Annotated in this window: 28 protein-coding genes; 14 read left to right on the plus strand and 14 right to left on the minus strand. The window is 67.7% G+C overall.

The window, feature by feature from the left end; genetic code table 11:
* The first annotated feature begins 1 nt into the window (after window position 1).
* Window positions 2-1426 (plus strand): gamma-aminobutyraldehyde dehydrogenase, encoded by a 1425-nt coding sequence (locus tag ACE3Q6_RS07770; protein WP_374431061.1) that lies wholly within the window; start codon window positions 2-4, stop codon window positions 1424-1426.
* A gap of 48 nt (window positions 1427-1474) precedes the next feature.
* Here ACE3Q6_RS07770 and ACE3Q6_RS07775 read toward each other — a convergent pair whose 3' ends face one another.
* Window positions 1475-2422 carry an AraC family transcriptional regulator gene (locus ACE3Q6_RS07775; RefSeq protein WP_374430532.1) on the minus strand — a complete coding sequence of 316 codons (948 nt, stop codon included), beginning with the start codon at window positions 2420-2422 and terminating at the stop codon, window positions 1475-1477.
* Window positions 2423-2496: 74 nt separating this feature from the next.
* On the opposite strand from ACE3Q6_RS07775, the gene ACE3Q6_RS07780 reads away from it, so the two are divergent.
* The gene (locus ACE3Q6_RS07780; RefSeq protein WP_374430544.1) at window positions 2497-2865 is read left to right on the plus strand and encodes a DsrE family protein; all 369 of its coding nucleotides are present in this window, start codon (window positions 2497-2499) and stop codon (window positions 2863-2865) included.
* A 38-nt stretch (window positions 2866-2903) separates the two neighbouring features.
* Here the strand turns inward: ACE3Q6_RS07780 and ACE3Q6_RS07785 are convergent, their stop codons facing one another.
* The 5 genes from ACE3Q6_RS07785 to ACE3Q6_RS07805 all read right to left on the minus strand — a co-directional run bounded on the left by ACE3Q6_RS07785 (window position 2904) and on the right by ACE3Q6_RS07805 (window position 7739).
* The gene (locus ACE3Q6_RS07785) at window positions 2904-3641 is read right to left on the minus strand and encodes an SDR family NAD(P)-dependent oxidoreductase (protein ID WP_374430547.1); all 738 of its coding nucleotides are present in this window, start codon (window positions 3639-3641) and stop codon (window positions 2904-2906) included.
* 10 nt (window positions 3642-3651) lie between these two features.
* Window positions 3652-4239 carry a DUF3833 family protein gene (locus ACE3Q6_RS07790; RefSeq protein WP_374430552.1) on the minus strand — a complete coding sequence of 196 codons (588 nt, stop codon included), beginning with the start codon at window positions 4237-4239 and terminating at the stop codon, window positions 3652-3654.
* On the minus strand, window positions 4236-5486 hold the full coding sequence (locus tag ACE3Q6_RS07795) for an MFS transporter (protein ID WP_374430558.1): 1251 nt from the start codon (window positions 5484-5486) through the stop codon (window positions 4236-4238). Before ACE3Q6_RS07795 ends, ACE3Q6_RS07790 begins: the two co-directional genes overlap by 4 nt.
* 196 nt (window positions 5487-5682) lie before the next feature.
* The gene (locus ACE3Q6_RS07800; RefSeq protein WP_374430562.1) at window positions 5683-6447 is read right to left on the minus strand and encodes a DUF1365 domain-containing protein; all 765 of its coding nucleotides are present in this window, start codon (window positions 6445-6447) and stop codon (window positions 5683-5685) included.
* Entirely contained in the window at window positions 6444-7739 is a 1296-nt protein-coding gene (locus ACE3Q6_RS07805) for an NAD(P)/FAD-dependent oxidoreductase (protein ID WP_374430564.1), read from the minus strand. The genes ACE3Q6_RS07800 and ACE3Q6_RS07805 overlap by 4 nt, the downstream gene beginning before the upstream one ends.
* Window positions 7740-8047: 308 nt before the next feature.
* On the opposite strand from ACE3Q6_RS07805, the gene ACE3Q6_RS07810 reads away from it, so the two are divergent.
* On the plus strand, window positions 8048-8614 hold the full coding sequence (locus ACE3Q6_RS07810; RefSeq protein WP_374431064.1) for a sigma-70 family RNA polymerase sigma factor: 567 nt from the start codon (window positions 8048-8050) through the stop codon (window positions 8612-8614).
* A 14-nt stretch (window positions 8615-8628) separates the two neighbouring features.
* Entirely contained in the window at window positions 8629-9273 is a 645-nt protein-coding gene (locus ACE3Q6_RS07815; protein WP_374430566.1) for a ChrR family anti-sigma-E factor, read from the plus strand.
* Here the strand turns inward: ACE3Q6_RS07815 and ACE3Q6_RS07820 are convergent.
* The 3 genes from ACE3Q6_RS07820 to mutL are packed head-to-tail and all read right to left on the minus strand — an operon-like array spanning window position 9270 to window position 12783.
* Window positions 9270-9800 (minus strand): HutD family protein, encoded by a 531-nt coding sequence (locus tag ACE3Q6_RS07820; protein WP_374430572.1) that lies wholly within the window; start codon window positions 9798-9800, stop codon window positions 9270-9272. The two genes, ACE3Q6_RS07815 and ACE3Q6_RS07820, sit on opposite strands and share 4 nt — an antisense overlap.
* On the minus strand, window positions 9797-10951 hold the full coding sequence (locus ACE3Q6_RS07825) for a DNA recombination protein RmuC (RefSeq protein ID WP_374430575.1): 1155 nt from the start codon (window positions 10949-10951) through the stop codon (window positions 9797-9799). The genes ACE3Q6_RS07820 and ACE3Q6_RS07825 overlap by 4 nt, the downstream gene beginning before the upstream one ends.
* Window positions 10948-12783, minus strand: a complete 1836-nt coding sequence (mutL, locus tag ACE3Q6_RS07830) for a DNA mismatch repair endonuclease MutL (protein WP_374430577.1) — start codon at window positions 12781-12783, stop codon at window positions 10948-10950. The genes ACE3Q6_RS07825 and mutL overlap by 4 nt, the downstream gene beginning before the upstream one ends.
* Before the next feature lie 141 nt (window positions 12784-12924).
* On the opposite strand from mutL, the gene ACE3Q6_RS07835 reads away from it, so the two are divergent.
* The 5 genes from ACE3Q6_RS07835 to ACE3Q6_RS07855 all read left to right on the plus strand — a co-directional run bounded on the left by ACE3Q6_RS07835 (window position 12925) and on the right by ACE3Q6_RS07855 (window position 17053).
* Window positions 12925-13902: a sodium-dependent bicarbonate transport family permease gene (locus ACE3Q6_RS07835; RefSeq protein WP_374430582.1), complete on the plus strand. Its 978-nt coding sequence runs from the start codon at window positions 12925-12927 to the stop codon at window positions 13900-13902.
* 1 nt (window position 13903) lies between these two features.
* On the plus strand, window positions 13904-14212 hold the full coding sequence (locus ACE3Q6_RS07840; protein WP_374430587.1) for a P-II family nitrogen regulator: 309 nt from the start codon (window positions 13904-13906) through the stop codon (window positions 14210-14212).
* Between the two features lie 61 nt (window positions 14213-14273).
* A complete protein-coding gene (locus ACE3Q6_RS07845; protein WP_374430592.1) occupies window positions 14274-15596 on the plus strand; it encodes an aspartate aminotransferase family protein in 1323 nt (440 codons plus the stop codon).
* The gene (locus ACE3Q6_RS07850; protein ID WP_374430596.1) at window positions 15593-16348 is read left to right on the plus strand and encodes a pyrroline-5-carboxylate reductase dimerization domain-containing protein; all 756 of its coding nucleotides are present in this window, start codon (window positions 15593-15595) and stop codon (window positions 16346-16348) included. The genes ACE3Q6_RS07845 and ACE3Q6_RS07850 overlap by 4 nt, the downstream gene beginning before the upstream one ends.
* A 63-nt stretch (window positions 16349-16411) precedes the next feature.
* A complete protein-coding gene (locus ACE3Q6_RS07855; RefSeq protein ID WP_374430599.1) occupies window positions 16412-17053 on the plus strand; it encodes a CDGSH iron-sulfur domain-containing protein in 642 nt (213 codons plus the stop codon).
* A gap of 139 nt (window positions 17054-17192) precedes the next feature.
* Here ACE3Q6_RS07855 and ACE3Q6_RS07860 read toward each other — a convergent pair whose 3' ends face one another.
* Window positions 17193-18896: an acyl-CoA dehydrogenase gene (locus tag ACE3Q6_RS07860; protein WP_374430602.1), complete on the minus strand. Its 1704-nt coding sequence runs from the start codon at window positions 18894-18896 to the stop codon at window positions 17193-17195.
* Between the two features lie 108 nt (window positions 18897-19004).
* Between ACE3Q6_RS07860 and ACE3Q6_RS07865 the strand changes: the two genes are divergently transcribed.
* Entirely contained in the window at window positions 19005-19949 is a 945-nt protein-coding gene (locus ACE3Q6_RS07865; RefSeq protein WP_374430605.1) for an L-threonylcarbamoyladenylate synthase, read from the plus strand.
* A gap of 130 nt (window positions 19950-20079) precedes the next feature.
* A complete protein-coding gene (gene mscL, locus ACE3Q6_RS07870) occupies window positions 20080-20457 on the plus strand; it encodes a large-conductance mechanosensitive channel protein MscL (RefSeq protein WP_374430607.1) in 378 nt (125 codons plus the stop codon).
* Between the two features lie 56 nt (window positions 20458-20513).
* Here the strand turns inward: mscL and ACE3Q6_RS07875 are convergent, their stop codons facing one another.
* A complete protein-coding gene (locus ACE3Q6_RS07875) occupies window positions 20514-21116 on the minus strand; it encodes a sulfite oxidase heme-binding subunit YedZ (protein WP_374430611.1) in 603 nt (200 codons plus the stop codon).
* A gap of 67 nt (window positions 21117-21183) precedes the next feature.
* Entirely contained in the window at window positions 21184-22302 is a 1119-nt protein-coding gene (gene ald / locus ACE3Q6_RS07880; protein ID WP_374430617.1) for an alanine dehydrogenase, read from the minus strand.
* Between the two features lie 146 nt (window positions 22303-22448).
* On the opposite strand from ald, the gene ACE3Q6_RS07885 reads away from it, so the two are divergent.
* On the plus strand, window positions 22449-22907 hold the full coding sequence (locus ACE3Q6_RS07885; protein WP_374431066.1) for an Lrp/AsnC family transcriptional regulator: 459 nt from the start codon (window positions 22449-22451) through the stop codon (window positions 22905-22907).
* On the opposite strand, the gene ACE3Q6_RS07890 is transcribed toward ACE3Q6_RS07885, so the two are convergent.
* Both ACE3Q6_RS07890 and rpsU read right to left on the minus strand, forming a co-directional pair.
* Window positions 22904-23506 carry a TetR/AcrR family transcriptional regulator gene (locus tag ACE3Q6_RS07890; protein WP_374430619.1) on the minus strand — a complete coding sequence of 201 codons (603 nt, stop codon included), beginning with the start codon at window positions 23504-23506 and terminating at the stop codon, window positions 22904-22906. The genes ACE3Q6_RS07885 and ACE3Q6_RS07890 overlap by 4 nt on opposite strands.
* Window positions 23507-23741: 235 nt before the next feature.
* Window positions 23742-23948 (minus strand): 30S ribosomal protein S21, encoded by a 207-nt coding sequence (gene rpsU / locus ACE3Q6_RS07895; protein WP_008027119.1) that lies wholly within the window; start codon window positions 23946-23948, stop codon window positions 23742-23744.
* A gap of 100 nt (window positions 23949-24048) precedes the next feature.
* On the opposite strand from rpsU, the gene ACE3Q6_RS07900 reads away from it, so the two are divergent.
* Window positions 24049-24723 carry a COQ9 family protein gene (locus ACE3Q6_RS07900; RefSeq protein ID WP_374430625.1) on the plus strand — a complete coding sequence of 225 codons (675 nt, stop codon included), beginning with the start codon at window positions 24049-24051 and terminating at the stop codon, window positions 24721-24723.
* A gap of 11 nt (window positions 24724-24734) precedes the next feature.
* On the plus strand, window positions 24735-25727 hold the full coding sequence (locus tag ACE3Q6_RS07905; protein ID WP_374430631.1) for an NAD(P)H-quinone oxidoreductase: 993 nt from the start codon (window positions 24735-24737) through the stop codon (window positions 25725-25727).
* Window positions 25728-25883 lie beyond the last annotated feature (156 nt).

Consider the following 25883-nt stretch of genomic DNA (forward strand, 5'->3'; position numbering starts at 1 on the left):
CATCCAGACCAAGTTCCTGATCGGGTCCGCCTTCGAGGCCGGGCAGGAGGCCGCCGAGCATATCCTCAACCCGCGCACGGGCGGGCTGATCCTGGAACTGCCCGAAGCCTCGACCGCGCAGGTCGACCGGGCGGTGGCCGCGGCGCGGAAGGCCTTCGAGGGCTGGTCGCGGACGACCCCGGCGGAACGCTCGGCGGCGCTTCTGACCATCGCCGACCGGATCGAGGCCGAGGCGGATGCCTTCGCCCAGTTGGAAGCGCTGAACTGCGGCAAGCCGATCAACGCGGCGCGGAATGACGAGATCCCGGCCATCGTGGACTGCTTCCGCTACTTTGCGGGTGCGGTCCGCTGCATGACGGGGACGGTGGCGGGGGAATACCTGTCGGGCCATACCTCGATGATCCGCCGCGATCCGGTGGGCGTGGTGGCCTCGATTGCGCCGTGGAACTACCCGCTGATGATGATGGCCTGGAAGCTGGGGCCGGCCATCGGCGGGGGCAACACGGTGGTCTTCAAGCCGTCCGAGCAGACGCCGCTCACCGCGCTGAAGCTGGCGCAGATCCTGGCCGACGTGCTGCCCGAGGGCGTGGTGAACGTCATCGCAGGGCGCGGGCAGACGGTCGGCAGCTACCTGATCAACCATCCGCAGGTGGACATGATCTCCCTCACCGGAGACGTGGCGACGGGGAAGAAGATGCTGGACGCCGCCGCCAAGACCGTGAAGCGCACCCATCTGGAACTGGGCGGCAAGGCCCCGGTCGTGGTCTTCGACGACGCCGACGTGGATGCCGTGGTCGAAGGCCTCCGCGCCTTCAGCTTCTACAATGCCGGGCAGGATTGCACCGCCGCCTGCCGGGTCTATGCCGGGAAGAAGATCTACGACAACCTTGTCGCGGACCTCACCTCGGCGGCGTCGTCCATCGTTCTGGGGGCGGAGGACGACGCCACCAATGAAATCGGTCCGCTGATCAGCCAGCGCCAGCGCGACCGCGTTGCCAGCTTCGTCAACCGCGCGCGTGAGCTGAACCACGTCCAGATCACCACGGGCGGCGAGGCGATGGACCAGGGCTTCTACTACAAGCCCACCGTCGTCGCCGGGGCCAAGCAAGACGACGAGATCGTCCGGCGCGAGGTCTTCGGGCCGGTCGTCTCGGTCACGCCGTTCTCGGACGTGGAAGACGCGGTGACCTGGGCCAACGACAGCGACTACGGGTTGGCCTCCTCCGTCTGGACCAAGGACGTGGGCCGCGCGATGGCGACGGCGGCGCGGCTGCGCTACGGCTGCACCTGGATCAACACCCATTTCATGCTGACGAACGAGATGCCGCACGGCGGGTTGAAGCAATCCGGCTACGGCAAGGACATGTCGGCCTATGCGCTGGAGGACTACACGGTGGTTCGCCACGTGATGGTCAAGCACGGCTGACCTGTCCGTCTGACGATGCGCGCCCGGACTGGGGACGGGCGCGTGTCGTCAGCGACCTCCTTTCCGCCGGCGCCATTCGGCCGGCGGACAGTGGAAGGTCCTTGAAAATGCGCGGGTGAAGGCGGCCTCGGTGCCGTAACCGGCCTTGGTCGCGATCAAGATGATCGGGCCGGTCGAAGAGGCCAGCGCCTCGGCGGCAAGGTAAAGCCGCCAGTCGCGCAGGTAACGCATCGGCGAGGTGTCCAGAAGCTCGGCAAAGCGCGCGGTCAGGGCCGAGCGCGAAGTTCCGGCCTGGGCCGCAAGCGCCGGAAGGGTCCAGTCGCGGGCCGGGTCATCATGCAGCGCAAGAAGCGCGCGCGAGAGCGTGGGGTCGAGGATCGCAGCGAGCCAGCCTTTCGGCGCGGGCGTCCCGAACTGACGGCGGAGGATTTCCAGGAAGGCCACTTCGGTCAGCCGTTCCAGGATCGGGCCGCCGCCGGGTTGGGGCTGGTCGACCTCGGTCACGATCTGGGCGATGGTCCCCGCAAGCCAGTCCTCCTGCCCGGAGGTCCGGATATGGATGAACTCTGGCAGCGCGGCGCGGAACGGGGCAAAGCCCGTGGCCTGGCACTGGACATAGCCGCAAAGGATACGGACCTGGGTCCCGGCGGCCGGGTAGTGGAGGGTGGGCGTCGCTGGCCAGGGTTGGGCGGGAAGGTCGCCGCCGGGGTCGAGGATCCGGCCCCCCGCGCCTCCGCCCAAAAGGTGCGGTGTGCCGAAGGGGAAGGCGGCGATGTCGCCGGTTTCGAGGGTGGTCCTTCGGCCGTGGAGGTCGACCCAGCAGGGGCCGGCGGCGACGATGTGGAAACCGATGGCGTCCTTCGGCCTCCACGGCGCGGGGGTGGCGTCGGTGGTCCAGTCGCCCTGCGGCATGAAGCAGTATTGCAACGAGCCCGAGATGCGGATCCGGCGCAGCGCTTCGTCCAGCAGCCACGAAGGCTCTGGCGGATCGGTCAAGCTTTTCGGCGGCGCGGCCAAAGACGGGGGCCTTCGATTGGGGAAGGATGGGGCCTCAGGCAATGGAGGGTATCATGGCGGACGTCTGCGACAAGCTTGTGGTGGTGATGACGAACGGGATCGCGTCGGAATTGTCTTCGGTCGGGTTTACCATCGCGAATGGCGGGATCACGGCGGGGTTGAAGGTCAGCGTGTTCCTGACCTCGAACGCGGTGGACCTGGTCCGGAAGGGCGGGCAGGCGATGACGCATGTGCCACCCTTGGACCCGCTCGCGGCGCTGATCGCGGATTTCATGGGGCGGGGTGGCGTGGTCTGGGCCTGCCCGCCCTGCGTCAAGGCGCGGGGGTATGGGCCGGAGGACCTGTTGGACGGGGTGGTGATCCAGGGGGCGAGCGCGATGCACGCCGAGGTCAAGGCGGGGGCGGCGGTGATGTCGTTCTGAAGCGTAGGGTGGGCGGATCGCCCACCCTACCTTGGGTCTCACTTCGGCGGGAAGATCCGATAGTAAAGCGCATCGGGCAGGAAGTTTCCGCCGCGGAAGAGCCAGCTGAAGACGGTGGGGAAGCTGATCTTGAAGCGGCCCGACTGCATGTGTCGGAACATGATGTCGGCGGCGGCTTCGGGTTCCATGATGAAGGGCATGGTGAAATCGTTTTTCGCCGTAAGGCGGGTGCGGATGAAACCGGGGTTGGCCAACTGAACGGTAACGCCGGTTTTCCTGAGGTCGGCGTAGAGCGATTCCGCCAGCACCATCGTCCCGGCCTTCGCAGCGGCATAGCCGATGGCCCCGGGCAGCCCGCGGAAACCGGACAGCGAGCCGGTGATGACGATATGGCCCTTGTTCTTCGCGACCATCGCGGGAAGAGCCGCGCCCACGACGCGGACGGCACCGGTGAAGTTGATGTCGGCCATCGCCTCGGCTTGGGGTCCGTTCCAGTCCTGCGCCCGCATGGGCCAGTAGACGCCGGCGAGGAAGACCATCCCGTCAAGCTCGGGCAGTTCGGCGGCGGCGGCGCGGACGCTGTCGCTGTCGCTCACATCGACGGGCAGGACCGTGGCGGGGCCGGGGAGGGTCGCCGCGGCCTTCTCCAGCGACTCGCGGTTGCGGGCCGACAGGACCAGCTCGGCCCCGGCGGCGCTGAGCTTGTGCGCCAGTGCCAGGCCCAGGCCCTCGGACGCGCCGACCAGCCAGTAGCGCTTGCCCCGAAAACTTCTCACGCGAAATCCCTCATTCGGCGGCGGCCAGTTGGCGGGCCTGGGCTTCGGCGGGGCGGATCGTGGCGACAAGTTCAGCCACCTTGATCCCGAACTTGCGGAACTGCGAACGGTTGATGATCGTGCCGTTCTCGACCAGGTACATCCAGTCGGTGACATCCAGCACATGCCCGCCCGCCTCGGGCGTGAGGCGGATGCGGTAACGCAGCATGACGCCGGGTCCCAGGACGCGCCCCTTCCCGACGCCCTCCACGTCGGCCGCCGTGGCGGTGATGTCGCCGTCGGCCCCAAGCGCCAGGGTCCAGGCGCGGTTCTGGACGGTGCCGCTGTCATAGCGGAAGACCTCGGCCAGGGTGCCGGTGGTGCCGGTCCAGGTGCCTTCCATGTCCGCCACGAACCGCGAGGTCACCCGTCCCGTCGGCCCGAAGATCACGCCCTCGCAAGTCAGTGGCCCCGAAAGGTGGCGGCGCAGGTCGAAGTCCGGCCCGCGACCGGCATAGTCGGAGGGGTCCTGCGCGCCGAACGAGGCGAAGCGGATGCGGAGCGCGATCAGGATGAGGACGATCAGCGCCCCGGCGAGGGCGGAGAGGATCGAGGTCATCGGGTGGCATCCTTGAGGGGCATGGTCAGCGGTGTCCGGGCGAGAAGCACGATGGCGGTCACCTTCAATACGCAAGGCAGGCCCGCGTAGATCAATGTCAGCATTTTCAGCGCCGGTTCCGTGTTCGTGGCCCCCGGCTGGAACCCCGCGGCCTGCAGTGCCGGCAGGATGGTCAGCGCGGCAAGCGCCAGGGACAGTTTCGACACGAAGGACCAAAGCCCGAAGGCCGCTGCCTCGGGCGTGCCGGTCTGGGCCAGGCGCTGGGCGAAGATCGCCGGCAGCAGGGTGAGGTCAGCCCCCAGCGCGGCGCCGGACGCGGCGCAGATCATGGCGAAGGGGATGAGGTCTCCGGTCCCGAGAGTGAGGGTCCAGAGGAAGCTCGCGATGGCCAGGATCATCGCCGTCAGGAGGACGGGTTTCGGGCCATGCTTGCGGGCGAGGACGGACCAGAGCGGCGTCGAGGCGGCGGCGGCGAGGAAGAAGAGAAGGAGGAGCGGGCCTTCCCAGCCGGGGAGTTGGAGGCGGCTTTCGACGAAGAAGAGGAAGAGGGTGGAGGTGACCGCGACGGGCGAGGCGTTGAGAAGCGCGATGAGGAGCAGACGACGCGCCAGCGGGTCGGCCAGAGCAGGGCGGAAGAGGTCCCAGGGGTGGGCCGTGGGTTCCGCTGGGGTGCCCTGCCATTCGCGGCGCATGGCGAGGGTGGCGATCAGGGCCACGGCGGCGAAGATCAGGGCGAAGGTGGTGAAAGGCTGGGCGGTGAGCGGGGCGAGGGCGACAGGGGCGGTGGCGGCGAGGCAGACGCCGAGGAGCGATCCGCCCTCGCGCCAGCCGGCGAGGCGGATGTGGCCCTCTGGCCCGAGGGTCTGCGCCTTGGTCACGCCCTCGGCGTAGAAGCAGATGGTGAGGTAGGAAAAGGCAGAGAACAGGACGGTGAGGGTGAGGGCGAACCAGAGGAGCGGCGGGATCGGCGGAGCGATGGCGAAGAGGGCGTAGAGCGAGCCCGCCATTAGGCTGGTGGCGATGGCGATGGTTGCCCGGCGGATCGGTCGGGTGGCTTCGGCCAGCCAGCCGAGGAGCGGGTCCTGCACCACGTCGATCAGGCGGAGGGCGGCCAGCGTCAGGCCCATGGCGGCCAGGCTGGTGCCGTACTGGTCGACGTAGAACTTCGGCGCGTGGATGTAGATCGGCAGGCCCGCCATCGCGATCAGGGCGGCAAACAGGGACCAGGCGGGAAGACGGGTGGTCATCGGCGGCTATCGAATTGAGCGCGTTCCGCGCAAGCCTCTTGTCTCGCGGTTCTGCGTGAAGGACGCAGAACCGCTCGGGGCGCCTCCGGCGGGGATATTTGGGCCAGCATGAACGGCGTGCGGCTTGGGGAAGCGGAGAAGCCTCCGGCGGGGATATTTGCGCAAAGATGAAAGGCTGGGGGCCGGGGGGGCCGGATCATCGCGAGATGTCTTCGGCGGGGGGCGTGGGGCGGTGGTTGAACTTCACGCGCTTCAGCCAGAGCTTCAGCGCCTGCCAATGGATCAGCGCCAGGACCCGGCGGGAGCCGAAGGGGCGGCGGAGGGCGGAGGCGAGGATGCCCGCGTTGGTCAGCGGTTGGCGCGGGCCGATCAGGTTGGTGAAAAGGCCGCCGCCGGGGGTGGTGTAGTCGATCCAGATGCCGATGCGGCCCTCGCGGATGTCGAAGCGGAAGGTGTAGGTCCCGGCGACGGGCTGGAAGGGCGAGACGTGGAAGATCTTCTGCGCCTGGATCGTGTCCTCGCGCGTGATGGGGGCCCGGTCCTCGCGGTGGCAGAGGTAGGAATGGCGGTCGCCGTAGGTGTTCGTCACCTCGGCGATGACGGCGCGCAGGTGGCCCAGGTGATCGTAGGACAGCCAGAAGCTGACCGGGTTGAACACATGGCCGAGGAGGCGCGGCTGGGCGAGGAGGAGGACGCGATCGTGGGCGAGGTCGTGGCCGCTCAGCACCTCGCGCGCCCATTGGACGCCGCTGCCCTGCCCGGGGGCGCCGCCGTGGTCGGCGTCGTGGACCGACATCAGGTTGCGGGCGTTGCGCGAGAAGAGGGCCGGCCCCTCGGCCTTCGAGGGATCCAGAAGCAGGTAGTCCACCGAATAGCGGAAGGCGTTCTTCACCGCGCCCTTGCGGCCGTGGAAGGTCTCGGCCGGGATGCGCTGGACCTGGCTATCTGGCTGAAGGGTCATGCCACCAACCGGAGGGAGTGACGCTCGGCCATCGCCTCGACGACGTCCACAGCCGAGGCGAAGCCGTCCTCGTGGAAGCCGTTCCTCATCCAGGCGCCGCAGAACCAGGTGTTGCGACTGCCGTTCATCGCGCGGATCCGGTCCTGCGCGGCCAGGGCGGCGACGTCGAAGACCGGGTGGTGGAAGGTGTTGACGTCGTGGATCAGCTCTTCGCGGATCGGCCGGTTGGTGTTCAGGGTGACGAACAGCGGGTCGTCCTGCGGGATCGGCTGCAGCGAGTTCATCCAGTAGGTCAGGTCGATGCGGTCGCCGGGGCCGGACTTCGGCTCGACATAGGACCAGGAGGACCAGACCTTGCGCGACTTCGGCATCAGCGAGGCGTCAGAGTGCAGGATCGCCTCGTTCGGCTGGTAGCGGATGGCGGAGAGCGCGCCCGTCTCCTCGGGCGTGCCGTCGGCGAGAAGCCGCAAGGTGATGTCGGAATGGGTGGCGAAGACCACGTCGTCGAAAAGCTCTGGCTCGCAGCCGTCGGCGCGGACGAAGACCGAACCGGCCTCACGCCGGACCGAGGCGATCGGGGTGGCGGTGCGGATGTCGACGCCCTGGGCGGTCATCGCGGCCTGCAGGCGGCAGACGTATTCGATGGAACCGCCCTTCACCGTGTACCACTGGTGCTGGCCCTCATAATCCATCAGCGCGTGGTTGCGGAAGAAGCGCACCAGGGCCTGGGCCGGGAAGTCGAGGATGCCCGCCGTGGGCGTGGACCAGATCGCGCCCGAGAAGGGGGTGATGTAGTGGTCGCGGAACCACGGCCCGGTGCCGAGACGGTCCAGCAGTTCGCGGATCGTCATGGCGGGGTCGTTGGCCACGGCCTCGGCATTGCGGTTGAAGTGCAGGATGTCGGTCAGCATCCGCAGGAAGCGCGGGTTCAGCGCATTCTTGCGCTGGGCGAAGACCGTGTCCATCGAGGCAAGCCCGTATTCCACCGCGCCGCCGCGGATCGAAGCGCCGAAGGACATGGAGCTTTCGGTGGTGGGCACGCCCAGCTTGTCGAAGAGGCGCACGAGATGCGGGTAGTTCACGTGATTGAAGACGATGAAGCCCGTATCGACCGGCTGGTCCTTGCGCTTGCCCGCGATCACGGTGCGGGCATGGCCGCCCAGGCGCGGCTCGGCTTCGAACAGGACCACCGCGTTCCGGTCGGCCAGAAGATGGGCGGCGGCCATGCCGGAAATCCCCCCTCCGATCACGGCGATGCGACGCGGGGTGGGGCCGAACTGTTCGAAGGGCATTTACGCGGACTTCCTTGATTGATTTTACACGGTTACGCAGCCGGGGCCCGATCGGATCACCCTTCGACGGAAACTACGGGACCGGGGCGAAGAAAGTTTCCTGTCAGGTTCCCTATACGCGCCTGTCTTGGGAAATCTGTCAAACCAAGTTGACAGGAAGTCTTGACTTGTTGCCGGGGCGCTCCAGTTCGCTGAAAAATGATCCATTCTCGGGTTGAAGGCGTAGAAGCGACATGATGCTTGACGCCAGAGATGCCGCGACGACGGAGCAGGCCTTGCTGCAGCCTTCGGGCACGGTCAAGGTCGGCATGCGCCGGAAGAAGGACGGATCGTTGGCGACGACGGACGATACAGACTGGGCCGACCTTCTGGTGAGGGTGCGCGACCATCAGGACCGGGCGGCCTTTGCGCAGCTCTTCCGGCACTTCGCCCCACGGGTGAAGGCATTCCTGATGAAGTCGGGTGCCGGGGCCGCGCTGGCCGAGGAATGCGCGCAGGACGTCATGGCGACGCTCTGGCAGAAGGCGCATCTCTTCGACCCGGCGAGGGCCTCGGTGGCGACCTGGGTCTATACCATCGCCCGCAACCGGCGGATCGACGCGCTGCGGAAGGCGCGCCGGGCCGAGCCGGAGGAATTGGATTGGGGTCCCGAGCCCGAGCCTGACCAGGCCGAGGTGATGGAAGCCCAGCAAGAGACGGAACGGTTGGGGCGCGCGTTGGCCGCGTTGCCTGCACCGCAGAGGACACTGATCGAACGCGCCTTCTACGGCGACCTCTCGCACAGCGAGATCGCAGCCGAGACGGGGCTTCCCCTGGGGACGATCAAATCGCGGATACGGCTGGCGCTGGAAAAGCTGCGCCATCAGATGGGCTGAAGGACGAAGTAGAAATGACGATACGCCACCACCTTTCGGATCAGCTCCTGATGGCCTACGCGGCCGGTCAGCTGCCCGAGGCGTTCAACCTGGTTGTCGCGACCCATGTGTCGCTGTGTGACGAGTGCCGGGCCCGGGCCGGGTCCTACGATGCGGTGGGCGGCACGCTTCTGGAGGAAGCCGAAGAGATCGCGATGGGCGAGGATGCCCTGGCCAAGGCCCTGGCCCGGATCGAGGGCCTGCCCCAGGCCACCCGCTCCGAGCCGCTGCGCGCTGCCGGCATCTTCCCGGCGCCGCTGGCGGATTATATCGGCGGCGATCTGTCCTCGGTCCGCTGGCGCAAGGTTGGCGGCGGGGTGAAGCAGGCGATCCTGCCCACCGGAAAGGACGCCACGGCGCGGCTTCTGTTCATCCCGGCGGGAACGGCGGTGCCGGACCACGGCCACCGGGGGATGGAGCTGACCCTGGTCCTTCAGGGCGCCTTTGCCGACGAGAACGACCGTTTTGGCCGGGGCGACATCGAGATCGCGGACGAGGACCTGGAGCACACTCCGGTCGCTCTGGCGGGTGAGGATTGCATCTGCCTGGCGGCCACGGACGCTCCGCTGCGGTTCCGCGGGCTGCTTCCCCGGTTGGCGCAGCCGCTGTTGCGGATCTAGACGCCGAAATACCGGACTGCGATCATGGACCCGTCGCCCGAAAGGTGGGCGGGTTCAGTCATTAATAGGAGGTCGCCCTCCGCCACCTGTGCGTCGTTCACCCGGCAGGAACCTAGGGCGTAAAGCGCCAGCTTCCCGCCCTGGGGCATAAGGCCCCCGCGCATCACGGTGATTTCGGGGCGCCGCAAATGTCGGGCTGTCATGACGTTGAAATCGTCCGAGGCTTGGCCATTGGTATCCGTCGCCCGCACCTCGACGTCACCCGGGAAGGCCACCGGCACCAGCGGGTCGCAACGAAGGTCCAGCCCGTCACCGAGCAACCGGAAACCTTTTCCGGTCAACACGGTCAGGTTCCGCTCGATGCCGGGGAACAGCGAGAAGGGACCGTCCTCGACCACCGACGCGCGGGAAAGCCGCAGCAGGGTCGCGCCGCTGTCCGGATCGACCAGATGCAGAAGCTCTACCGTCGTGCCGCGCCCGTTCTTCCAGGGTTGGCTTCGGTAATCGGCGGGCGTCAGGTGGATCACTCCGCCGCCCCGATCACCTTGGCCGGGGTATCCGGCGCCAGTTCCTCGAAGTCGAAGTTGTCCAGGCGCCGTGCCCGCTTCGTCGCCTTGTCGGAGGAGATCTTGATTTCCTCGATGTCCTTAGCCGCCTGGCCGAAGTGGCGGTCCAGGTTCTCGACCCGCGCGCCAAGGCGTTCGACGTCGGAATAGAGCAGCGACAGCTCCTTGCGGATCGCCCCCGCCTGTTCACGCATCCTTGCGTCCTTCAGGACCGCCCGCATCGTGTTCAGCGTCGCCATGCAGGTGGTGGGCGAGACGATCCAGACCTTGGCAGCGAAGCCCTCGCGCACCAGGTCGGGGAAGTTGGCGTGAAGCTCGGCGTAGACGGCTTCCGAGGGCAGGAACATCAGCGCTCCATCGGCGGTCTCGCCCTCCAGGATGTATTTCTCGCTGATCGCCCGGATATGGGCACGGACCGCGGCGCGCATCAGTTGGGCGGCTTCCTGCTGCAGGCGGGGCGAGTCTGCACGGCGCAGCGCCTCGTAGGCCTCCAGCGGAAACTTGGCGTCGATGACGATGGGGCCGGGCGGGTTCGGCAGGTGGATCAGGCAGTCCGCGCGGCGGCCGTTCGTCAGGGTCGCCTGCATCGTGTACGCGTCCTTCGGCAGCGCCTTCTGCACGATGTCATGCAACTGGATTTCTCCGAACGCCCCGCGGGTCTGCTTGTTCGACAGGATGTCCTGGAGGCTGAGGACGTTGCCCGACAGCTTCTCGATATTGGCCTGCGCCTTGTCGATCGTCTCCAGCCGCTGCTGGAGCTCGCCCAGAGACCGCGCGGTGCGGGTCGAGGTGCCGTGCAGCGCCTCGGTCATCTGCCGCTGCACCTCGGCGAGCCGCTGTTCCATCACCTGCAGCATCGCGGTCTGGCTGACGGCCTGGGCCTCGGAGACGTGATGCAGGCCCCCGGCCAGTTGCTGCTGGCCATCACCAATCTGCTGGATGCGGGTCGACAGCCAGGCCACTTCCCGCGCGAGCGGTTCTGCGGCGGACGCGGAGCGCGTTGCCGTGCGCAGGATCAGGACGAGGAAGCCGAGGAGCACCGCGACGAGGCCACCGAGGACGAGCACCTCGGGGTCGTTCCACGCATAGGTCTGGCCGAAAAGCGTGATCATCGGCGGCCGAACAGGCGTTCGATGTCGTGGAGGCTGAGTTCCACGTAAGTGGGCCGCCCGTGGTTGCACTGGCCGGACAAGGGCGTCGCCTCCATCTCGCGCAGAAGCGCGTTCATCTCCTCGGGCCGCATCTGGCGGCCGGAGCGGACGGAGCCGTGGCAGGCCATGCGGGAAAGGATCGCGTCGATCTTCGCGCGGACAAGCTGGCTGTCGCCCTGGTCGGCCAGTTCGTCGAGAATGTCGCGGATCAGCGCCGCGCCGTTGACGGGGCCAAGGACGGCGGGGGTTTCGCGGATGGCGATGGCCGACCCGCCGAAGGGCTCGATTGTGAGGCCGACCTCGGCCAGCGCGGGGGCGGCGTCGAGGATCCGGGCGGCGTCGGTCGGGGAGAGGTCGACGATCTCGGGGATCAGAAGGGCCTGGGCGCGGATGCCGGTCTCGGTCATCTGGCGCTTCAGGCGTTCGTAGACCAGGCGTTCATGGGCGGCGTGCTGGTCGACGATGACGATGCCGCGGGCGGTCTGGGCGACGATGTAGTTTTCATGCAGCTGCGCGCGGGCGGCTCCAAGGGGGTGCTCGTCGTGCGGCTGCGCCTTCTCCTCGCTGGGCGGCGCGAAGGCGGGGGCCTGGGGGGCCTCGGCGAAACCGGAGAAGGCCTCGGGCGCCTGGAAAGCGTAAGCGCGGGCAAAGCTGGCGGGGCTGGGGCGGTCCATCTGGTAGACGCGCGCGGGTTCGGGGCGGAAGGCGTCCAAGGTGGCCGCGCCGACGGTGGAGGAGGCGCGGTGGCCTGCGCCGGTCAGCGCCGATTTCAGCGCGGTGATGATCAGGCTGCGCGCCGCGTCGGGTTCGCGGAAGCGGACCTCGGCCTTGGCCGGGTGGACGTTCACGTCGACGCGCTGGGGGTCGGCGATCAGGTTCAGCACCGCCGCCGGGTGACGGTCGCGGGAGAGGACGTCGAAATAGGCCGCCCGCAGCGCTCCATACAGCATCCGATCCAGCACCGGGCGGCCGTTGACGAAGAGGTATTGCTGGGCCGAGGACCCGCGCGAATAGGTCGGCAGCGCGGCATAGCCTTGCAGCCGCAGCCCCTCGCGTTCCGCGTCGATCCGCAGGGCATTGTCGGTGAAGTCGCGGCCAATGACGCTGGCCAGACGGGACTGCAGCGCATCGAACAGGTCCCCATTCGCCGGGTCGGCCCGGAACAGCACCCGCGCCTCGCCTCCGGTGACGTCGCGCAGCGTGAAGCCCACCTGCGGCTCGGCCATCGCCAGGCGACGGATCACCTCGGTTACCGCCTGCATCTCGGCCCGGTCAGAGCGGAGGAATTTCAGCCGCGCTGGGGTGGCGAAGAAGAGGTCCTTCAGCTCCACCACTGTGCCCCGCGTCAGCGCGGCGGGGCGGACGGGGGACATGCGGCTTCCCTCGCAACTGATCTGCGCGGCCTCACCCTCGGCGCGGGAGGTGATGGTCAGACGGCCCACCGCTCCCAGGGAGGGCAAAGCCTCGCCCCGGAAGCCGAAGGACCGGATGTCCAGCAAATCCGACCCGTCGATCTTCGACGTGGCGTGGCGCGAGAGGGCCAGCGGCAGGTCCTCGGCCGTCATGCCGCAGCCGTCGTCCGTCACCCGGATCAGTGTCTTGCCACCATCCGCGATGTCCACCTGGATGCGGCTCGCGCCCGCGTCCAGGGCGTTCTCCACCAGCTCCTTCACGGCACTCGCGGGGCGCTCCACCACCTCGCCCGCAGCAATACGGTTGATCGCGGCCTCGTCCAGTTGCCGGATCACCGGACGGCCCTGGGCGCCCGTTATCTTGGGGGTGTGAAGCGTCATGCCCCTAGGTGTAGCAGGCCCACCCGAGTCGGGGAAGAACGAAACCGGATTATTCCGCTTCGGCCTTGCGGTTTCCCCGTCCGGTGCCATATGGCCAAAAAACCACGAAGACGCGCCGCAAAGGCCAGACGGGGGACAGACATGCAGGACATCCTGGCGCTGGCAAGCGCCAACCTCCTCACGCCGATGATCCTGTGCTTTGCGCTGGGCCTTTTCGCGGCCCTGGCGCGCAGCGAACTCACGATCCCCGAGGCGGTGGCGAAGGGGATGTCGATCTATCTTCTGTTCTCCATCGGCTTCAAGGGAGGGGTCTCGGTCGCCGACCACGGGCTGGACGCGACGCTGATCGCGGCGCTGGTCGCCGGGGTCATCTTGTCCTTCATCATCCCCTTCGCGGCTTTTGCACTTCTCAAGGTGATGACCCGCCTTTCCGCCACCGACGCCGCCGCCGTCGCCGCGCATTACGGGTCGATCTCGATCGTGACCTTCGTCACCGCCTCATCGGTGGTGCAGGCAGCGGGCCTGACCTCCGAGGGCTACATGGTCGCCGTCGCCGCCGCGATGGAGGCCCCGGCGATCATCTCGGCGCTGTATCTGGCCTCACGGTCCGGGGGCCGCGCCGAGAAAATGGACGCCGACCTCTGGCGCGAGATCCTGCTCAACGGGTCGATCGTCCTACTGGTCGGGTCCTTCCTGATCGGCCTTGTCACCGGCGACCCCGGCATGAAGCGGATCGAGGCCTTCATCGTCGCGCCCTTCCAGGGGGTGCTGTGCCTGTTCCTGCTGGACATGGGCCTTGTCGCCGGTCGCGGGATGCGGAACGCGAAGGGCGTGCTGACCGCGGGAGTGCTGGCATTCGGTCTGGTCATGCCCGTGGTGGGCGCGGGCTTCGGGCTGGCGGCGGGTCTACTTCTGGGCCTGTCCACCGGCGGCGTGGCGCTGATGATGGTGCTGGCCGGGTCCGCGAGCTACATCGCCGTCCCGGCCGCGATGCGGGTCGCGCTGCCGGACGCCAACCCCTCGGTCTACCTGACCCTTTCGCTGGGCGTGACTTTCCCGTTCAATCTGGTGATCGGAATTCCGGCCTGGGTGGCCGTGGCTCAGGCCGTGGGGGGATAGGATGCAGACGCACAAGGCGAAACGGGTCGAGATCATCATCGAGGCACCGATGGAGGGCCGCCTCACCTCGGCGCTGGAAAAGGCGGGCGTGACTGGCTTCACCGTCCTTCCCGTCCTTGGCGGCTCGGGCCGCTCCGGGCGCTGGACGCGCGAGGGGCAGGTGGGCCGCTCGGGCATGGTCGCCGTCGTCTGCCTGATCCGGCCCGACCGGCTGGACACCCTTCTGGAAGCCGCCTTCACCGTCGTCGAGCGCCATATCGGCGTGATCGGCGTCACCGATGCCGAGGTCCTGCGCGCCGAACGCTTCTGATCTGTTTGACGCCGGTTTGTTCCTGCGCGAACAATCGGCGACGCAGCAGAAGGGGCGCAAGATGGCCGGACCGAAGTCGCAATCCCTGTTCGACCGTGGGCAGAAGGTGCTGGTCGAAGGCGTCTCTTCTGCCTCGCGCGGCCCCGCGACCTTCGGCGGCGCGCCGCGCTACATGAGCCACGGGTCCGGCGCCCGGCTTTATGACGTGGACGGCAAGGAATACATCGACTGGATGATGGCCTTCGGGGCGCTTCCCCTTGGCCATGCCCACCCGAAGGTTGTCGAGACCATCGCCCGCGAGGCCGCCCGGGGCACCCATTTCGCCACCGCGCTGGAGGTCGAGGTCGAGGTGGCCGAGATGCTGGTGGCCCTTCTGCCCCATGTCGACAAGGTCCGCTTCGCCAACACCGGGACCGAAGCCGCGATGGCGGCCTTCCGCCTTGCCCGCGGCCACACCGGGCGCCGCAAGATCATCAAGTTCGAGGGCCATTATCACGGCTGGTGGGATTCGGTGCTGGTCAACACCAACCCCTATCCTCCGACCCTGCTGGGCCACCCGAACGACCCGATCCGCATCCCCGACAGCTCGGGCATTCCTGAGGAGGCGTGGAAAGACACCATCGTCGTCCGCTGGAACGACGTCGAGGCGCTGGAACGCGCGATGGCGCTGCACGGCGACCAGGCGGCCTGCGTCGTCACCGAAGGGGTGATGTCCAACATGGGCGTCATCCCCCCGAAACCCGGTTACCTGAACCGGATGCAGGAACTGTGCCGGAAACACGGCGCGCTGTTCTACCTGGATGAGACGGTGACCGGCTTCCGCCTCGCCGCCGGAGGCTGCGCCGAGCTTTACGGGCTGACCCCGGACATCGTCACCTATGGCAAGGCTCTGGGGGGCGGGCTGCCGATGGCGATGATCGGCGGGCGGGCGGATGTGATGGCGGGCCTTGAATGGGGCAAGGTGCTGCACTTCGGCACCCACAACGCCGGTCGCCTGGCGCTGCATGTGACCAAGGTGATGCTGGAAACGATGCTGGCCGACGATCAGGCGGGGTTTGCCAGGATCAAGGACCTGGGTCTGAAGATGGCCGACAGCATCCGCCAGGTCGCGCGCACCTCGAACCGGCACGGGATCGTCGTGCAGGGGGTCAACTCGATGTTCCAGGTCTTCTTCACCGACCGCCCCGAGATCGCCGACTACCGCGACTTCTGCACCCATGTCGACCGGATGAAGTTCCGTGACTTCGCGCTGCGGCTGATGGAGAAGGGCGTCTACATGAACCCCTCGGCCACGCTGCATTCGCTCTCCTCCATCGCCCATACCGAGGCAGACATCGAAGCGACCGCCAAGGCGATGGCCGAGGTGCTGGAGGAGATGCCGTGACCACCATCGGCATCCTCGGGACCGGCGGGCTGGCCGCGCTGATGGTCCGCGGGGTCCAGGGGGCGGGTTACCGGCTGATCCTGTCTCCCCGGAATGCCGAAGTCTCGGCCCGGCTGGCGGAAGAATATGGTTGTGAGGTTGCGGCGTCCAATCAGGCGCTGATCGACGCGGTGGACGGCGTCTTCGTTTCGCTCCCTGCGGCCACCGGGGCCGGGGAGCTGGCGAAGCTGACCTTCCGCCCCGGCCAGCCGGTGCTCTCGGCGATGGCGGGGACGGGGTTGGCCCGCCTGCAATCGGTGATCGGGCCGGCTCAGGCTGCGGTCAGCATGATGCCCGGCTACGCCAATGCGCTGGGGGTGGGACCATCGATCCTCTGCCCCGACGACGGATTCTGGCGGCCTGTCCTTGCCGCGACCGGCCCGGTCATCGCCTTCGACGATGAGGCGATCTTCACGGCTGCCGCGACCTTCGGCGCCTTTTCCGGGGCGTCCTTCGGCTTCATGGCGCAGGTGATCGGCTGGTTCCAGGCGCAAGGCCTGCCCCCCGACACGGCCCGTGCTCTGGTCGCCGCCACCCTGCGTGGCAATGCCGAGGTGGTGCTGCGAGAAAACCGCAGCCTGCCCGAGATCCGGCGAGAGGTGGTGACTCCCGGCGGAATTTCGGAGCTTCTGCTCGCCACACTGGAGGAACATGAGGCGCTGCAGGCCTGGGACGAGGGCCTCACCCACGTCCTGCGACGGATCGGCGGATAGGTTTTTCTTGCCGGACCCCCGGTTCCGGGCTTTCCTTCGTTGATGCGCAACCGGGGGGAAGCCATGACTGAGGAAGTCGTCCAGGGCCGCGAGGTCACCATCCGTTTCGACGGCAAGCGCTGCATCCATTCGCGCAATTGCGTGCTGGGGCGGTCGGATGTCTTCGTGCCGAACGTGAAGGGGGACTGGATCCACCCGGATGCCGCAAGTGCCGAGGCGGTGATGCACGTGGCGCTCTCCTGCCCCTCGGGCGCGATCCGGGTGGCGCACAATGATGGATCCGCCACGTCGGACGCGCCGCCGGTGGTGAACACGGTCCGCGTGCGCGAGAACGGGCCGCTGGCCATCGAGGCAGAGCTGGTGATCGCCGGTCAGCCGCAGGCCACGCCCCGCGCGACGCTCTGCCGCTGCGGGCAGTCGCAGAACAAGCCCTTCTGCGACGGGGCTCATGTCGCGGCCGGGTTTACGGCGACCGGGGAACCGGCGGTGAAGGAGTTCGCGGCGCTCGAGGTGCGGAACGGGCCGCTGCATGTCCAGCCGCAGCCCAACGGGTCGCTGATGGTGACGGGGAACCTAGAGGTGGTCTCGGGCACCGGGCGGACGGTGAACAAGGTGACGAAGACCTGGCTCTGCCGTTGCGGGCAGTCAGCGAAGAAGCCCTACTGTGACGGCAGCCACAAGGCGGCAGGGTTCGTGGCGGACTAGCCACACGCCTCCTATGTGCGCGTTCGGGCGAAGAACAACGAAGGCGAGCTGTCCTTCGGCAAAGGTTTACAGATCCCTAACGCCCGCGAGCAAGTTGTTGATTTTCATGAATCATGCAGGTTTGTCCACCGTGGACAGGTCAGGCCGCCAGGTCCCCTGACCCCACCTCGTAAAGCCCCGCCGCCCCCTCCTTGGCCTGGGCCAGAAGGCCCGGAAGCTCGGGCAGCACCCGCCGCACCATGACCCGGGCCAGCGCCTCGCGCCCCCCGTCAGCCAGCGCCGCCTTGAGGTGAGCCTGCCCGCCCAGAACCCGCGCGAAGGCCCGCAGATAGGGCACCGCCCCGGCGAAGCGGTCGTTGAGGGGCAGGGCCAGCACCGCCTCGGTCCCCTCCCGCAGCGCCTCGGCCGCCGCCCAGACCTCACCGGCCAGATCAGGCAGCTTGGCGCGCCCCTCCTCGGCCCCGCGCTGGACCTCGTCGATCAGCCGGAACGCCGCCTCGCCCCCATCGGCCAGCTTCCGCCCCACGAGGTCCATCGCCTGGATTCCGTTCGTCCCCTCGTAGATCGGCAGGATCCGCGCATCCCGCAGGTACTGCGCTGCCCCCGTCTCCTCGACGAAGCCCATGCCGCCATGGACCTGCACCCCGATGGCCGCCACCTCGCAGGCGACGTCGGTCCCGTAGGCCTTGGCGATGGGGGTCAGAAGCGCGGCGCGGGCCTGCCAGTCGGCGCTGCCGGTCGCCGTCGCCATGTCGATCGCCTTCGCGCAGGCAAGAGAAATGGACCGCGCCGCGAAGACCTCGGCCCGGGCCGCGGCCAGCATCCGGCGGACGTCGGCGTGATCGAGGATCGGGCCGTCCGCCGACAGGGGCGTTGCGCCCTGGTGCCGCCCCTCGGCATAGGCCAGCGCATGCTGGAGCGCGGCCTCGGCCACCCCCACCCCCTGTGCGGCGACGGAGAGCCGGGCGTTGTTCATCATCGTGAACATCGCGGCCATCCCCCGGTGCGGCGCGCCCACCAGCCAGCCCGTCGCGCCGGAATACTCCATCACGCAGGTCGGGCTGCCGTGGATGCCGAGCTTGTGCTCCAGGCTGACGACGCGGAGGTTGTTGCGGCCCCCAAGTCGACCCTCGGCGTCGGGGATGAATTTGGGGACCATGAAGAGGCTGATCCCCTTCGTCCCCTCGGCCCCGTCGGGCAAGCGGGCGAGGACCAGGTGGCAGACGTTGGGCGTCAGGTCGCTGTCGCCCCAGGTGATGAAGATCTTCTGCCCGGTGATCGCATAGGTCCCGTCCCCGTTGGGCACGGCCTTCGTCCGCAGCGCGCCGACATCCGATCCCGCCTGGGGTTCCGTCAGGTTCATCGTGCCGGACCACTCGCCCGAGGTGAGTTTCGGCAGATAGAGCGCCTTCAGCTCCTCCGAAGCGTGATGTTCCAGCGCCTCGATCTGGCCCTTGGTCAGAAGCGGCTTCAACTGCAGCGCAAGGCAGGCGCCGGACATCATGTCATCGACCCCAAGCGCAAGCGAGATCGGCAGGCCCATGCCGCCAAAGGCGGGGTTCGCCGCCATGCCGACCCAGCCGCCTTCGGCGATGGCGCGGTAGCCCTCGGCAAAGCCGGGGGAGGAGACGACCGTGCCGTTCTCCAGCCGCGCGCCGTGCTGGTCGCCGACCCGGTTCAACGGCGCGAGGATGTCGGTGGAAAGCCGCCCGGCCTCGGTCAGGATCGCCTCGGCAAGGTCCGGGGTCGCCGCGGCGAAGCGATCAGTCGCGGCGACTTCGGCGAAGCCCACCACGTGGTCGAGGATGAAACGGATATCCTTGACAGGAGCGCGGTAGGGCATGGGGTCTCTTTCGCGAGTCGCTTGGCAAAATGGGGGGGCTGGCTTATGGACCGCCCGGGCAAAGGCTATTCCATTCGCCAAGGCCATCAAGCTGGACGCTGCGTCACCATGACCCGAACTCTTGCCCCAGACGATGCCGGGATTGCCGAGGCCGCACGGCTTCTGGCTGCGGGCGAACTGGTCGCCTTCCCGACCGAGACGGTCTACGGCCTGGGCGGGGATGCCCGCGACGATCGGGCGGTGGCACGCATCTATGAGGCAAAGGGCCGGCCGAGCTTCAATCCGCTGATCGTGCATCTGCCCGACCTTGCCGCAGTGGAACGGATTGCCGAGGTGGGACCCAAGGCGCGGATTCTTGCTCAGGCCTTCTGGCCGGGGCCGCTGACCCTGGTGCTGCCTCTGCGCGCCGGGGCGGGGATTTCGCCGCTGGTTACGGCGGGGCTGGACACGGTCGCCGTTCGGATTCCGGCGCATCCCCTGGCGCAGCGGCTCTTGCAGGCGTTTGGCGGGCCCTTGGCGGCTCCGTCGGCCAACCCCTCGGGGCGCGTCTCGCCGACACGGGCGGGCCATGTGCTGGAGGGTCTGAGCGGCCGGATCGCCGCGGTGCTGGACGGCGGGGCCTGCGCGGTGGGGCTGGAGTCGACGATCGTCCTGGCCGACCCGGACCCCGTGCTTCTGCGGCCCGGCGGTGTGCCGGTCGAGGTCCTTGAGGCTGCCCTGGGCGCGCCGCTTGCAACGGGCGGGGATGCAGGCAAGCCGACGTCGCCGGGGCAGCTGGCCTCGCATTACGCGCCGGAGGCGGCGATACGGCTGGAGGCACTTGAGGCACGGTCGGGCGAGGTGCTGGTCGGTTTCGGGCCGGTGCGGGGCCGGTTGTCGCTGTCCGAGTCGGGCGACCTGGTCGAGGCGGCGGCGCGCCTGTTCCAGATGCTGCGCGAGGCCGACCGGCTGGCAGGTCCGGGCGGGCGCATCGCCTTTGCCCCGGTACCGGACACCGGGCTGGGCCGGGCGATCAACGACCGTCTGCGCCGCGCCGCCGCGCCGCGCGGATAGCTTCCGCCCGGTTCACGGGCGTGCAAAATTCCCCGTTAATTTCCAGTTATCCTATGCAATACTCCGCGCGGGCCCGCGAGCCCGATGCGACAGACAATCCGCCAGCCAAGGTAGAACACAAAAGGGAACCGTGGAAATGCTGAACGAATTCAAGGCCTTCATTGCGCGGGGCAACGTACTTGACCTTGCCGTCGGTGTCGTTATCGGCGCGGCCTTCACCGCCATCGTCACTTCTCTGGTCGATGACCTGATCAACCCGCTGATCGGCCTGATCGTCGGCGGCGTGGACTTCAGCGGCCTCAGCGTGGGTGTCGGCGACGCGCAGTTCATGTACGGCAACTTCATCACCGCGATCATCAAGTTCCTGATCATCGCCTGGGTGGTGTTCCTGATCGTGAAGGGCGTCAACCGCCTGATGCCGAAGAAGGAAGAGGCTCCGGCCGCGCCCGCCGGGCCGTCGGACAATGATCTTCTGAAAGAGATCCTCGCCACCCTGAAGGCCAAGTAAGCCGGAATTTGTCCCGAAGGCGGCCCGCAGGAACGATCCTGCGGGCCGCTTCCATTTCAGGCGGCCACGGCGCGCGGTCGCAGGTACCAGTACCACAGGCGATAGGCCCAAAGCCCGATCAGCGGGCCGAAGTGGACGACCGCCGGGGGCCAGCTGCCCCAGTCATGCAGGGCCGCCCAGTGGACCAGAACCAGCACCGCGGCCGGATAGGCCCAGCGCTGCAGGGTCTTCCAGCCCGCGTGCAGCCAGCGCTGCGCGGCGTCGTTCGAGGTGACGGCGAGCGGGATGAAGATCAGCATGGCCAGCCAACCGGTCCAGATCTCGGTGTGCGTCAGGGCCTCGACGATGCGGTCGAGGGTCCCGCGGTCGACCACGTAGACGTAGGTGTGCAGCGCGGCATAGACGAAGGCCGCCACCTCGATGTCGCGGCGGTGGTGCACCAGCCAGCGCGGCCAGTGGCGGCCCTTGAACAGGAGCATCAGGCCCGAGGCCATCATGCCGATGATCATGAAGCGGGCGGCCCATTCGCCGGTCGGGTGCAGAAGCCGGTGGAAGGCCTGCGGGTCGTCGCCCATGAGGGCGGGAAGCAGGGGAAGCCCGGGCAGGGCAAGAACGACCCAGAGGATCAGGGTCGAGGGCTTGTAGCCAAGAATTGTCATGAGGCACCTTTGGACTGGTCCCCCTGATACGCCCGGCGCGCCGCCTTCCGTCGCGCCGGGCGAAAGGTCAGCTTGCCAGAGCCATGGTCGCCGGGATGGCAGGCAGACCCAGCGCCTCGCCCACGGCAGCGTAGGTCAGCTGGCCCGCATGGACGTTCAGGCCGTTCAAGAGGTGCCGGTCCTCGGCGCACGCCTTCTTCCAGCCCTTGTCGGCAAGGGCGAGCATGAAGGGCATGGTCGCGTTGCCCAGCGCCTGGGTCGAGGTGCGGGCCACCGCGCCGGGCATGTTCGCCACGCAGTAGTGCATCACGCCGTCGACCTCGTAGATCGGGTCCTGGTGGGTGGTGGCACGGCTGGTCTCGAAGCAGCCGCCCTGGTCGATGGCAACGTCGACGAGGGCTGAACCGGGCTTCATTTGCTTCAGCTGCGCGCGGCTGACCAGTTTCGGGGCGGCGGCGCCGGGGATGAGCACGGCGCCGATCACCATGTCGGCAGAGGGGAGCAACTCGGCCAGGGCCCCGGCGCTTGAAAACTGGGTGACAAGCTTGCCGTGGAAGATGTCGTCCAGGTAGCTGAGCCGCGGGACGGACCGGTCGAGGACGGTGACGCGCGCGCCCATGCCGACGGCCACCCGGGCGGCGGCGGTCCCGACGACTCCGCCGCCGATGATGACGACGTTGGCCGGGGCGACGCCCGGCACGCCGCCCAGCAGGACACCGCTGCCGCCGTTGGCCTTCTGCAGCGTCCAGGCCCCGACCTGCGGCGCCAGGCGACCCGCGACTTCGGACATCGGTGCAAGAAGGGGCAGGCCGCCCCGGTTGTCGGTGACCGTTTCGTAAGCGATGCAGGTGGCGCCGCTGGCGAGGAGGTCTTGCGTCTGCTCTGGATCCGGGGCGAGGTGGAGGTAGGTGAACAGGACCTGTCCCTCGCGCAGGCGCTTGCGCTCGACCGTCTGGGGTTCCTTGACCTTGACGATCATGTCGGCCTTGGCAAAGACCTCCTCAGCCGTGTCGACGATCTTCGCCCCGGCGGCGGCGTAGTCGGCGTCGGAAAAGCCCGCCCCCATGCCGGCCTTGGTCTCCACCATCACCTCATGGCCATGAGCCACGGCCTCGCGCGCGGCGTCGGGGGTCATCCCCACGCGGAACTCCTGCGGCTTGATCTCTTTCGGGCAACCGATCTTCATGTTTTCCTCCCTGCGGGACCTGGTCCCTGTGGGAACAATCCTGATCCGATTTTCAGGCGATGCTTTGAATTCTGATTGGCGTGATGCGCGCTCCGGCGTAGATTCTTCGGCAGATTTCCCCCATAGCCGCAGAATCTTCCATGCCTCTGGACCTCGATGCCACCGACCGCCGGATCCTGACCGTCCTGCAGAAGAACGGGCGGATCACCAATGCTGAACTGTCCGAGGCGGTGAACCTGTCGCCCTCGGCCTGTCACCGCCGGGTGCAGCGGTTGGAGGAAGAGGGGTTCATTGCCGGTTACGTCGCGCTTCTGGATGCGCGCAAGATGGGGCGAATGACCACGGTCTTCGTGGAGATCACCCTGCAAAGCCAAGCCGAGGACCTGCTGGATGCCTTCGAGCGCGAGGTGGCGAAGGTGCCCGACCTCCTGGAATGTCACCTGATGGCGGGGACGGCGGATTACCTGTTGAAACTGATGGCCGAGGATACCGAGGACTTTGCCCGCATCCACCGGCAATTCCTGTCGCGCCTGCCGGGGGTCCGGCAGATGCAGTCCAGCTTCGCGCTGCGGACGGTGGTGAAGACGACGGCGCTCGCGGTCTAGGCGGCGGCCTGCCGATAGGCCTGCAGGTAGCCCATCACCGCGCGGCGGGTGCGGTCGGTCAGGGCGCCGCGGTCGGCCTCATGCGCTTCGCTTGCGGCGTCGATCATGCCGCGCAGGATGGCCAGGATGTCCTGCGCCGTGGTTTCAGGGCGGGCGATGTTCAACTCGTCCAGCCGCGCGGCGATCAGCACGGTGATCCGGGCCGAGAATTCGGAGGCTTCCGGGTCGGGCGGCAGCTGGGTCCGCGCAAGGTTCAACGTGCGCGACAGCGACGGGCGCGCCAGGTAGTGCTCGACCGTGGCCTCGATCAGCTCGTCGACGAGTTTCGTCAGGTCGCTGGCCGCATCCGAGGACACGATCCGCTCGACCGCTTCCAGCAGGTTTGCCCGCTCGGCCCGGATCAGGGCGGCGAGGAGCGCCTGCTTGCCCGGGAAGTACTGGTAGAGCGAACCGATCGACACACCAGCCCTGGCGGCAACGGCGTTCGTCGTCAGCGCGTCCAGCCCCCTGCCCGAGCAGAGATCGGCGGCGGCGGCAAGGATCCCATGCACCTTGGCACGAGAGCGGTCTTGGCGGGGGTGTTTGCGAAGCTCGATCATGCAAACACCCTACGGGCCGGAATTGCGGCAGAAAACTGTTAAATGTGGCGACAATTGGAAATAGATTGTTGATGCCCGCCTAAGTTGCAACAAGCCGCCGCCACAATGTTGCCATACAATCTGGGGTTGCGGATTCGCTGAAGATGCAGGCGCAGGATGGGCCAATGAAAAACCCCCGGCCTCACGGACGGGGGTTGATCGGGCGGGAATCGCTTCCCCAGAGTCGCTGGACGTCTTAGAGACCGCCTTCGCGCTGAAGCTTCTTCCGGGCAAGTTTCCTTGCACGGCGGACCGCTTCGGCCTGTTCGCGTGCCTTCTTGACGGAGGGCTTCTCGAAATGCTGCTTGAGCTTCATTTCCCGAAACACCCCTTCACGCTGAAGTTTCTTCTTCAGAGCACGGAGAGCCTGTTCGACGTTGTTGTCGCGGACGCTGACCTGCATGTGGTTGTCACCACCTTCCTAAGCTAGAGTTGCACTGACTTGTGCAGGCCGGCGCGCTATATCAAAGGGAAGCTGGCTTGTCTACCAAGAGGAGGTCGCCATGCCCGAGGACGAAATCAAGGCGAAGCTGCTGGATGCGGCACTGGCGCATGTGCCGTTTGACGGCTGGTCCGAAAGCACCTTCAAGGCCGCCATCGCAGATGCGGGCGTGGCTCCGGGACTTGCACGCGCCCTGTTCCCGCGGGGTGGCGTGGACCTGGCGCTGGCCTACCATCGGCGCGGCGATGACGAGATGGTCGCGGCCCTGGCGCAGCGGAACCTGCAGGCGCTGCGGTTCCGTGACCGGATTGCACTGGCCGTCCGGCTGCGGCTGGAGCTTGCCGACCGCGAGCTGGTGCGGCGGGGGACGACGCTTTTTTCGCTGCCCATGTACGCCGCCGACGGGGCCAGGGCGATCTGGCAGACGGCGGACCGGATCTGGACGGCCCTGGGCGACACGTCGAACGACCTGAACTGGTACACCAAGCGGGCGACGCTGTCGGGCGTCTACGGCGCGACCGTGCTTTATTGGCTGGGCGACGACTCGGCCGAGGCCCAGGCGACCTGGGATTTCCTGGACCGCCGGATCGACCAGGTCATGCAGGTCGAGAAGCTGAAGGCCAATCTCCGGGAAAATCCGTTCGGGAAGGCCTGGATGGCCGGTCCCGGCAAGCTTTTTGAAACCATTCGTGCGCCAAAACTGCCGGACGACCTGCCCGGGCGGACCCGCGGATAGAAGGACTGAAGATGACCCTGTCGCACAGCATGCTTGCCATCGAGATCTCGTCGCCCGGGGGGCCGGACGTGCTGCAGCCGACCTCGGTCCCCGTGCCGGTGCCGGGCCACGGCCAGATCATCATCCGGGTGGCCTATGCCGGGGTGAACCGGCCGGATGCGCTGCAGCGGGCGGGGGCCTATGCGCCACCGCCCTCGGCCTCGCCGCTGCCGGGGCTGGAATGCTCGGGCACCGTGGTCGAGGTCGGTCCGGGCGTCAGCCGCTGGAAGATCGGCGACCAGGTCTGCGCGCTGTTGCCGGGCGGCGGCTATGCCGAATACGTTGCCACACCTGAAGCTCATGCGCTGCCCATTCCCAAGGGGCTGTCCCTGAAGGAAGCCGCCTGCCTGCCCGAGACCTGCTTCACCGTCTGGTCCAACGTGGTGATGCGCGGCAGCTTGCGCGGGGGAGAGCGGTTCCTCGTCCACGGCGGGACCAGCGGCATCGGGACGACGGCGATCCAGATCGCTCATGCTCTTGGGGCGCGGGTCTTCGCCACCGCGGGCTCGGACGAAAAGTGCCAGGTCTGCCGGGACCTTGGGGCAGAGGCCGCCTTCAACTACCGGGACACGGACTTCGTGGCCGAGATGAAGGCACAGGGTGGGGCCAACCTGATCCTCGACATGGTGGGTGGCCCCTATATCGAGAGGAACTTCAAGGCTTTGGCCGATGGCGGTCGGCTGGTGCAGATCGCCTTCCTGCAGGGCGCAAAGGTCACGCTGAACCTGGCCGAACTGATGACGCGACGGCTGGTGATGACCGGGTCGACCCTGCGCCCGCAGTCGGACCTCGCCAAGGCCAGGATCGCGAAGGCCGTGGAAGAACATGTCTGGCCGATGATCGAGCGTGGCGCCGTCAAGGTCGTTCTGGACAGCGAATACGAGCTTCCCGATGCCCCTGCCGCACACTGGCGGATCGAGTCCGGCGGTCATGTCGGTAAGATCGTTCTGCGTGTCGGCACGTAAGGAATTCCTTACCTGTCTGACGCCAGTTTCCCGTCCAGCCCGCCTTCACGGAGCTGTGAGCCTGACGTAAGGTAAACTCAGGTCAGGCGGGGTCGGTTTTCGACCCGACATTCTTTTCATACACCCGGGCGGACCCCAGCCGCCGCGGGAACCAGG

The organism is Tabrizicola sp. (genome assembly GCF_041913445.1).
GTDB lineage: Bacteria > Pseudomonadota > Alphaproteobacteria > Rhodobacterales > Rhodobacteraceae > Tabrizicola.

What these genes read in the sequence shown, in the direction of transcription:
- ACE3Q6_RS07815 (WP_374430566.1), top strand. Translation starts at nt 8,629, where the DNA reads ATGACGATACGCCACCACCTTTCGGATCAGCTCCTGATGGCCTACGCG.
- ACE3Q6_RS07845 (WP_374430592.1), top strand. Translation starts at nt 14,274, where the DNA reads ATGGCCGGACCGAAGTCGCAATCCCTGTTCGACCGTGGGCAGAAGGTG.
- ACE3Q6_RS07865 (WP_374430605.1), top strand. Translation starts at nt 19,005, where the DNA reads ATGACCCGAACTCTTGCCCCAGACGATGCCGGGATTGCCGAGGCCGCA.
- ACE3Q6_RS07840 (WP_374430587.1), top strand. Translation starts at nt 13,904, where the DNA reads ATGCAGACGCACAAGGCGAAACGGGTCGAGATCATCATCGAGGCACCG.
- ACE3Q6_RS07825 (WP_374430575.1), bottom strand. Translation starts at nt 10,951, where the DNA reads ATGATCACGCTTTTCGGCCAGACCTATGCGTGGAACGACCCCGAGGTG.
- ACE3Q6_RS07800 (WP_374430562.1), bottom strand. Translation starts at nt 6,447, where the DNA reads ATGACCCTTCAGCCAGATAGCCAGGTCCAGCGCATCCCGGCCGAGACC.
- ACE3Q6_RS07890 (WP_374430619.1), bottom strand. Translation starts at nt 23,506, where the DNA reads ATGATCGAGCTTCGCAAACACCCCCGCCAAGACCGCTCTCGTGCCAAG.
- ACE3Q6_RS07790 (WP_374430552.1), bottom strand. Translation starts at nt 4,239, where the DNA reads ATGACCTCGATCCTCTCCGCCCTCGCCGGGGCGCTGATCGTCCTCATC.
- ACE3Q6_RS07810 (WP_374431064.1), top strand. Translation starts at nt 8,048, where the DNA reads ATGCGCCGGAAGAAGGACGGATCGTTGGCGACGACGGACGATACAGAC.
- ACE3Q6_RS07860 (WP_374430602.1), bottom strand. Translation starts at nt 18,896, where the DNA reads ATGCCCTACCGCGCTCCTGTCAAGGATATCCGTTTCATCCTCGACCAC.
- ACE3Q6_RS07795 (WP_374430558.1), bottom strand. Translation starts at nt 5,486, where the DNA reads ATGACCACCCGTCTTCCCGCCTGGTCCCTGTTTGCCGCCCTGATCGCG.
- ACE3Q6_RS07900 (WP_374430625.1), top strand. Translation starts at nt 24,049, where the DNA reads ATGCCCGAGGACGAAATCAAGGCGAAGCTGCTGGATGCGGCACTGGCG.
- ACE3Q6_RS07905 (WP_374430631.1), top strand. Translation starts at nt 24,735, where the DNA reads ATGACCCTGTCGCACAGCATGCTTGCCATCGAGATCTCGTCGCCCGGG.
- ACE3Q6_RS07780 (WP_374430544.1), top strand. Translation starts at nt 2,497, where the DNA reads ATGGCGGACGTCTGCGACAAGCTTGTGGTGGTGATGACGAACGGGATC.
- ACE3Q6_RS07875 (WP_374430611.1), bottom strand. Translation starts at nt 21,116, where the DNA reads ATGACAATTCTTGGCTACAAGCCCTCGACCCTGATCCTCTGGGTCGTT.
- ACE3Q6_RS07805 (WP_374430564.1), bottom strand. Translation starts at nt 7,739, where the DNA reads ATGCCCTTCGAACAGTTCGGCCCCACCCCGCGTCGCATCGCCGTGATC.
- mutL (WP_374430577.1), bottom strand. Translation starts at nt 12,783, where the DNA reads ATGACGCTTCACACCCCCAAGATAACGGGCGCCCAGGGCCGTCCGGTG.
- ACE3Q6_RS07835 (WP_374430582.1), top strand. Translation starts at nt 12,925, where the DNA reads ATGCAGGACATCCTGGCGCTGGCAAGCGCCAACCTCCTCACGCCGATG.
- ACE3Q6_RS07855 (WP_374430599.1), top strand. Translation starts at nt 16,412, where the DNA reads ATGACTGAGGAAGTCGTCCAGGGCCGCGAGGTCACCATCCGTTTCGAC.
- rpsU (WP_008027119.1), bottom strand. Translation starts at nt 23,948, where the DNA reads ATGCAGGTCAGCGTCCGCGACAACAACGTCGAACAGGCTCTCCGTGCT.
- ald (WP_374430617.1), bottom strand. Translation starts at nt 22,302, where the DNA reads ATGAAGATCGGTTGCCCGAAAGAGATCAAGCCGCAGGAGTTCCGCGTG.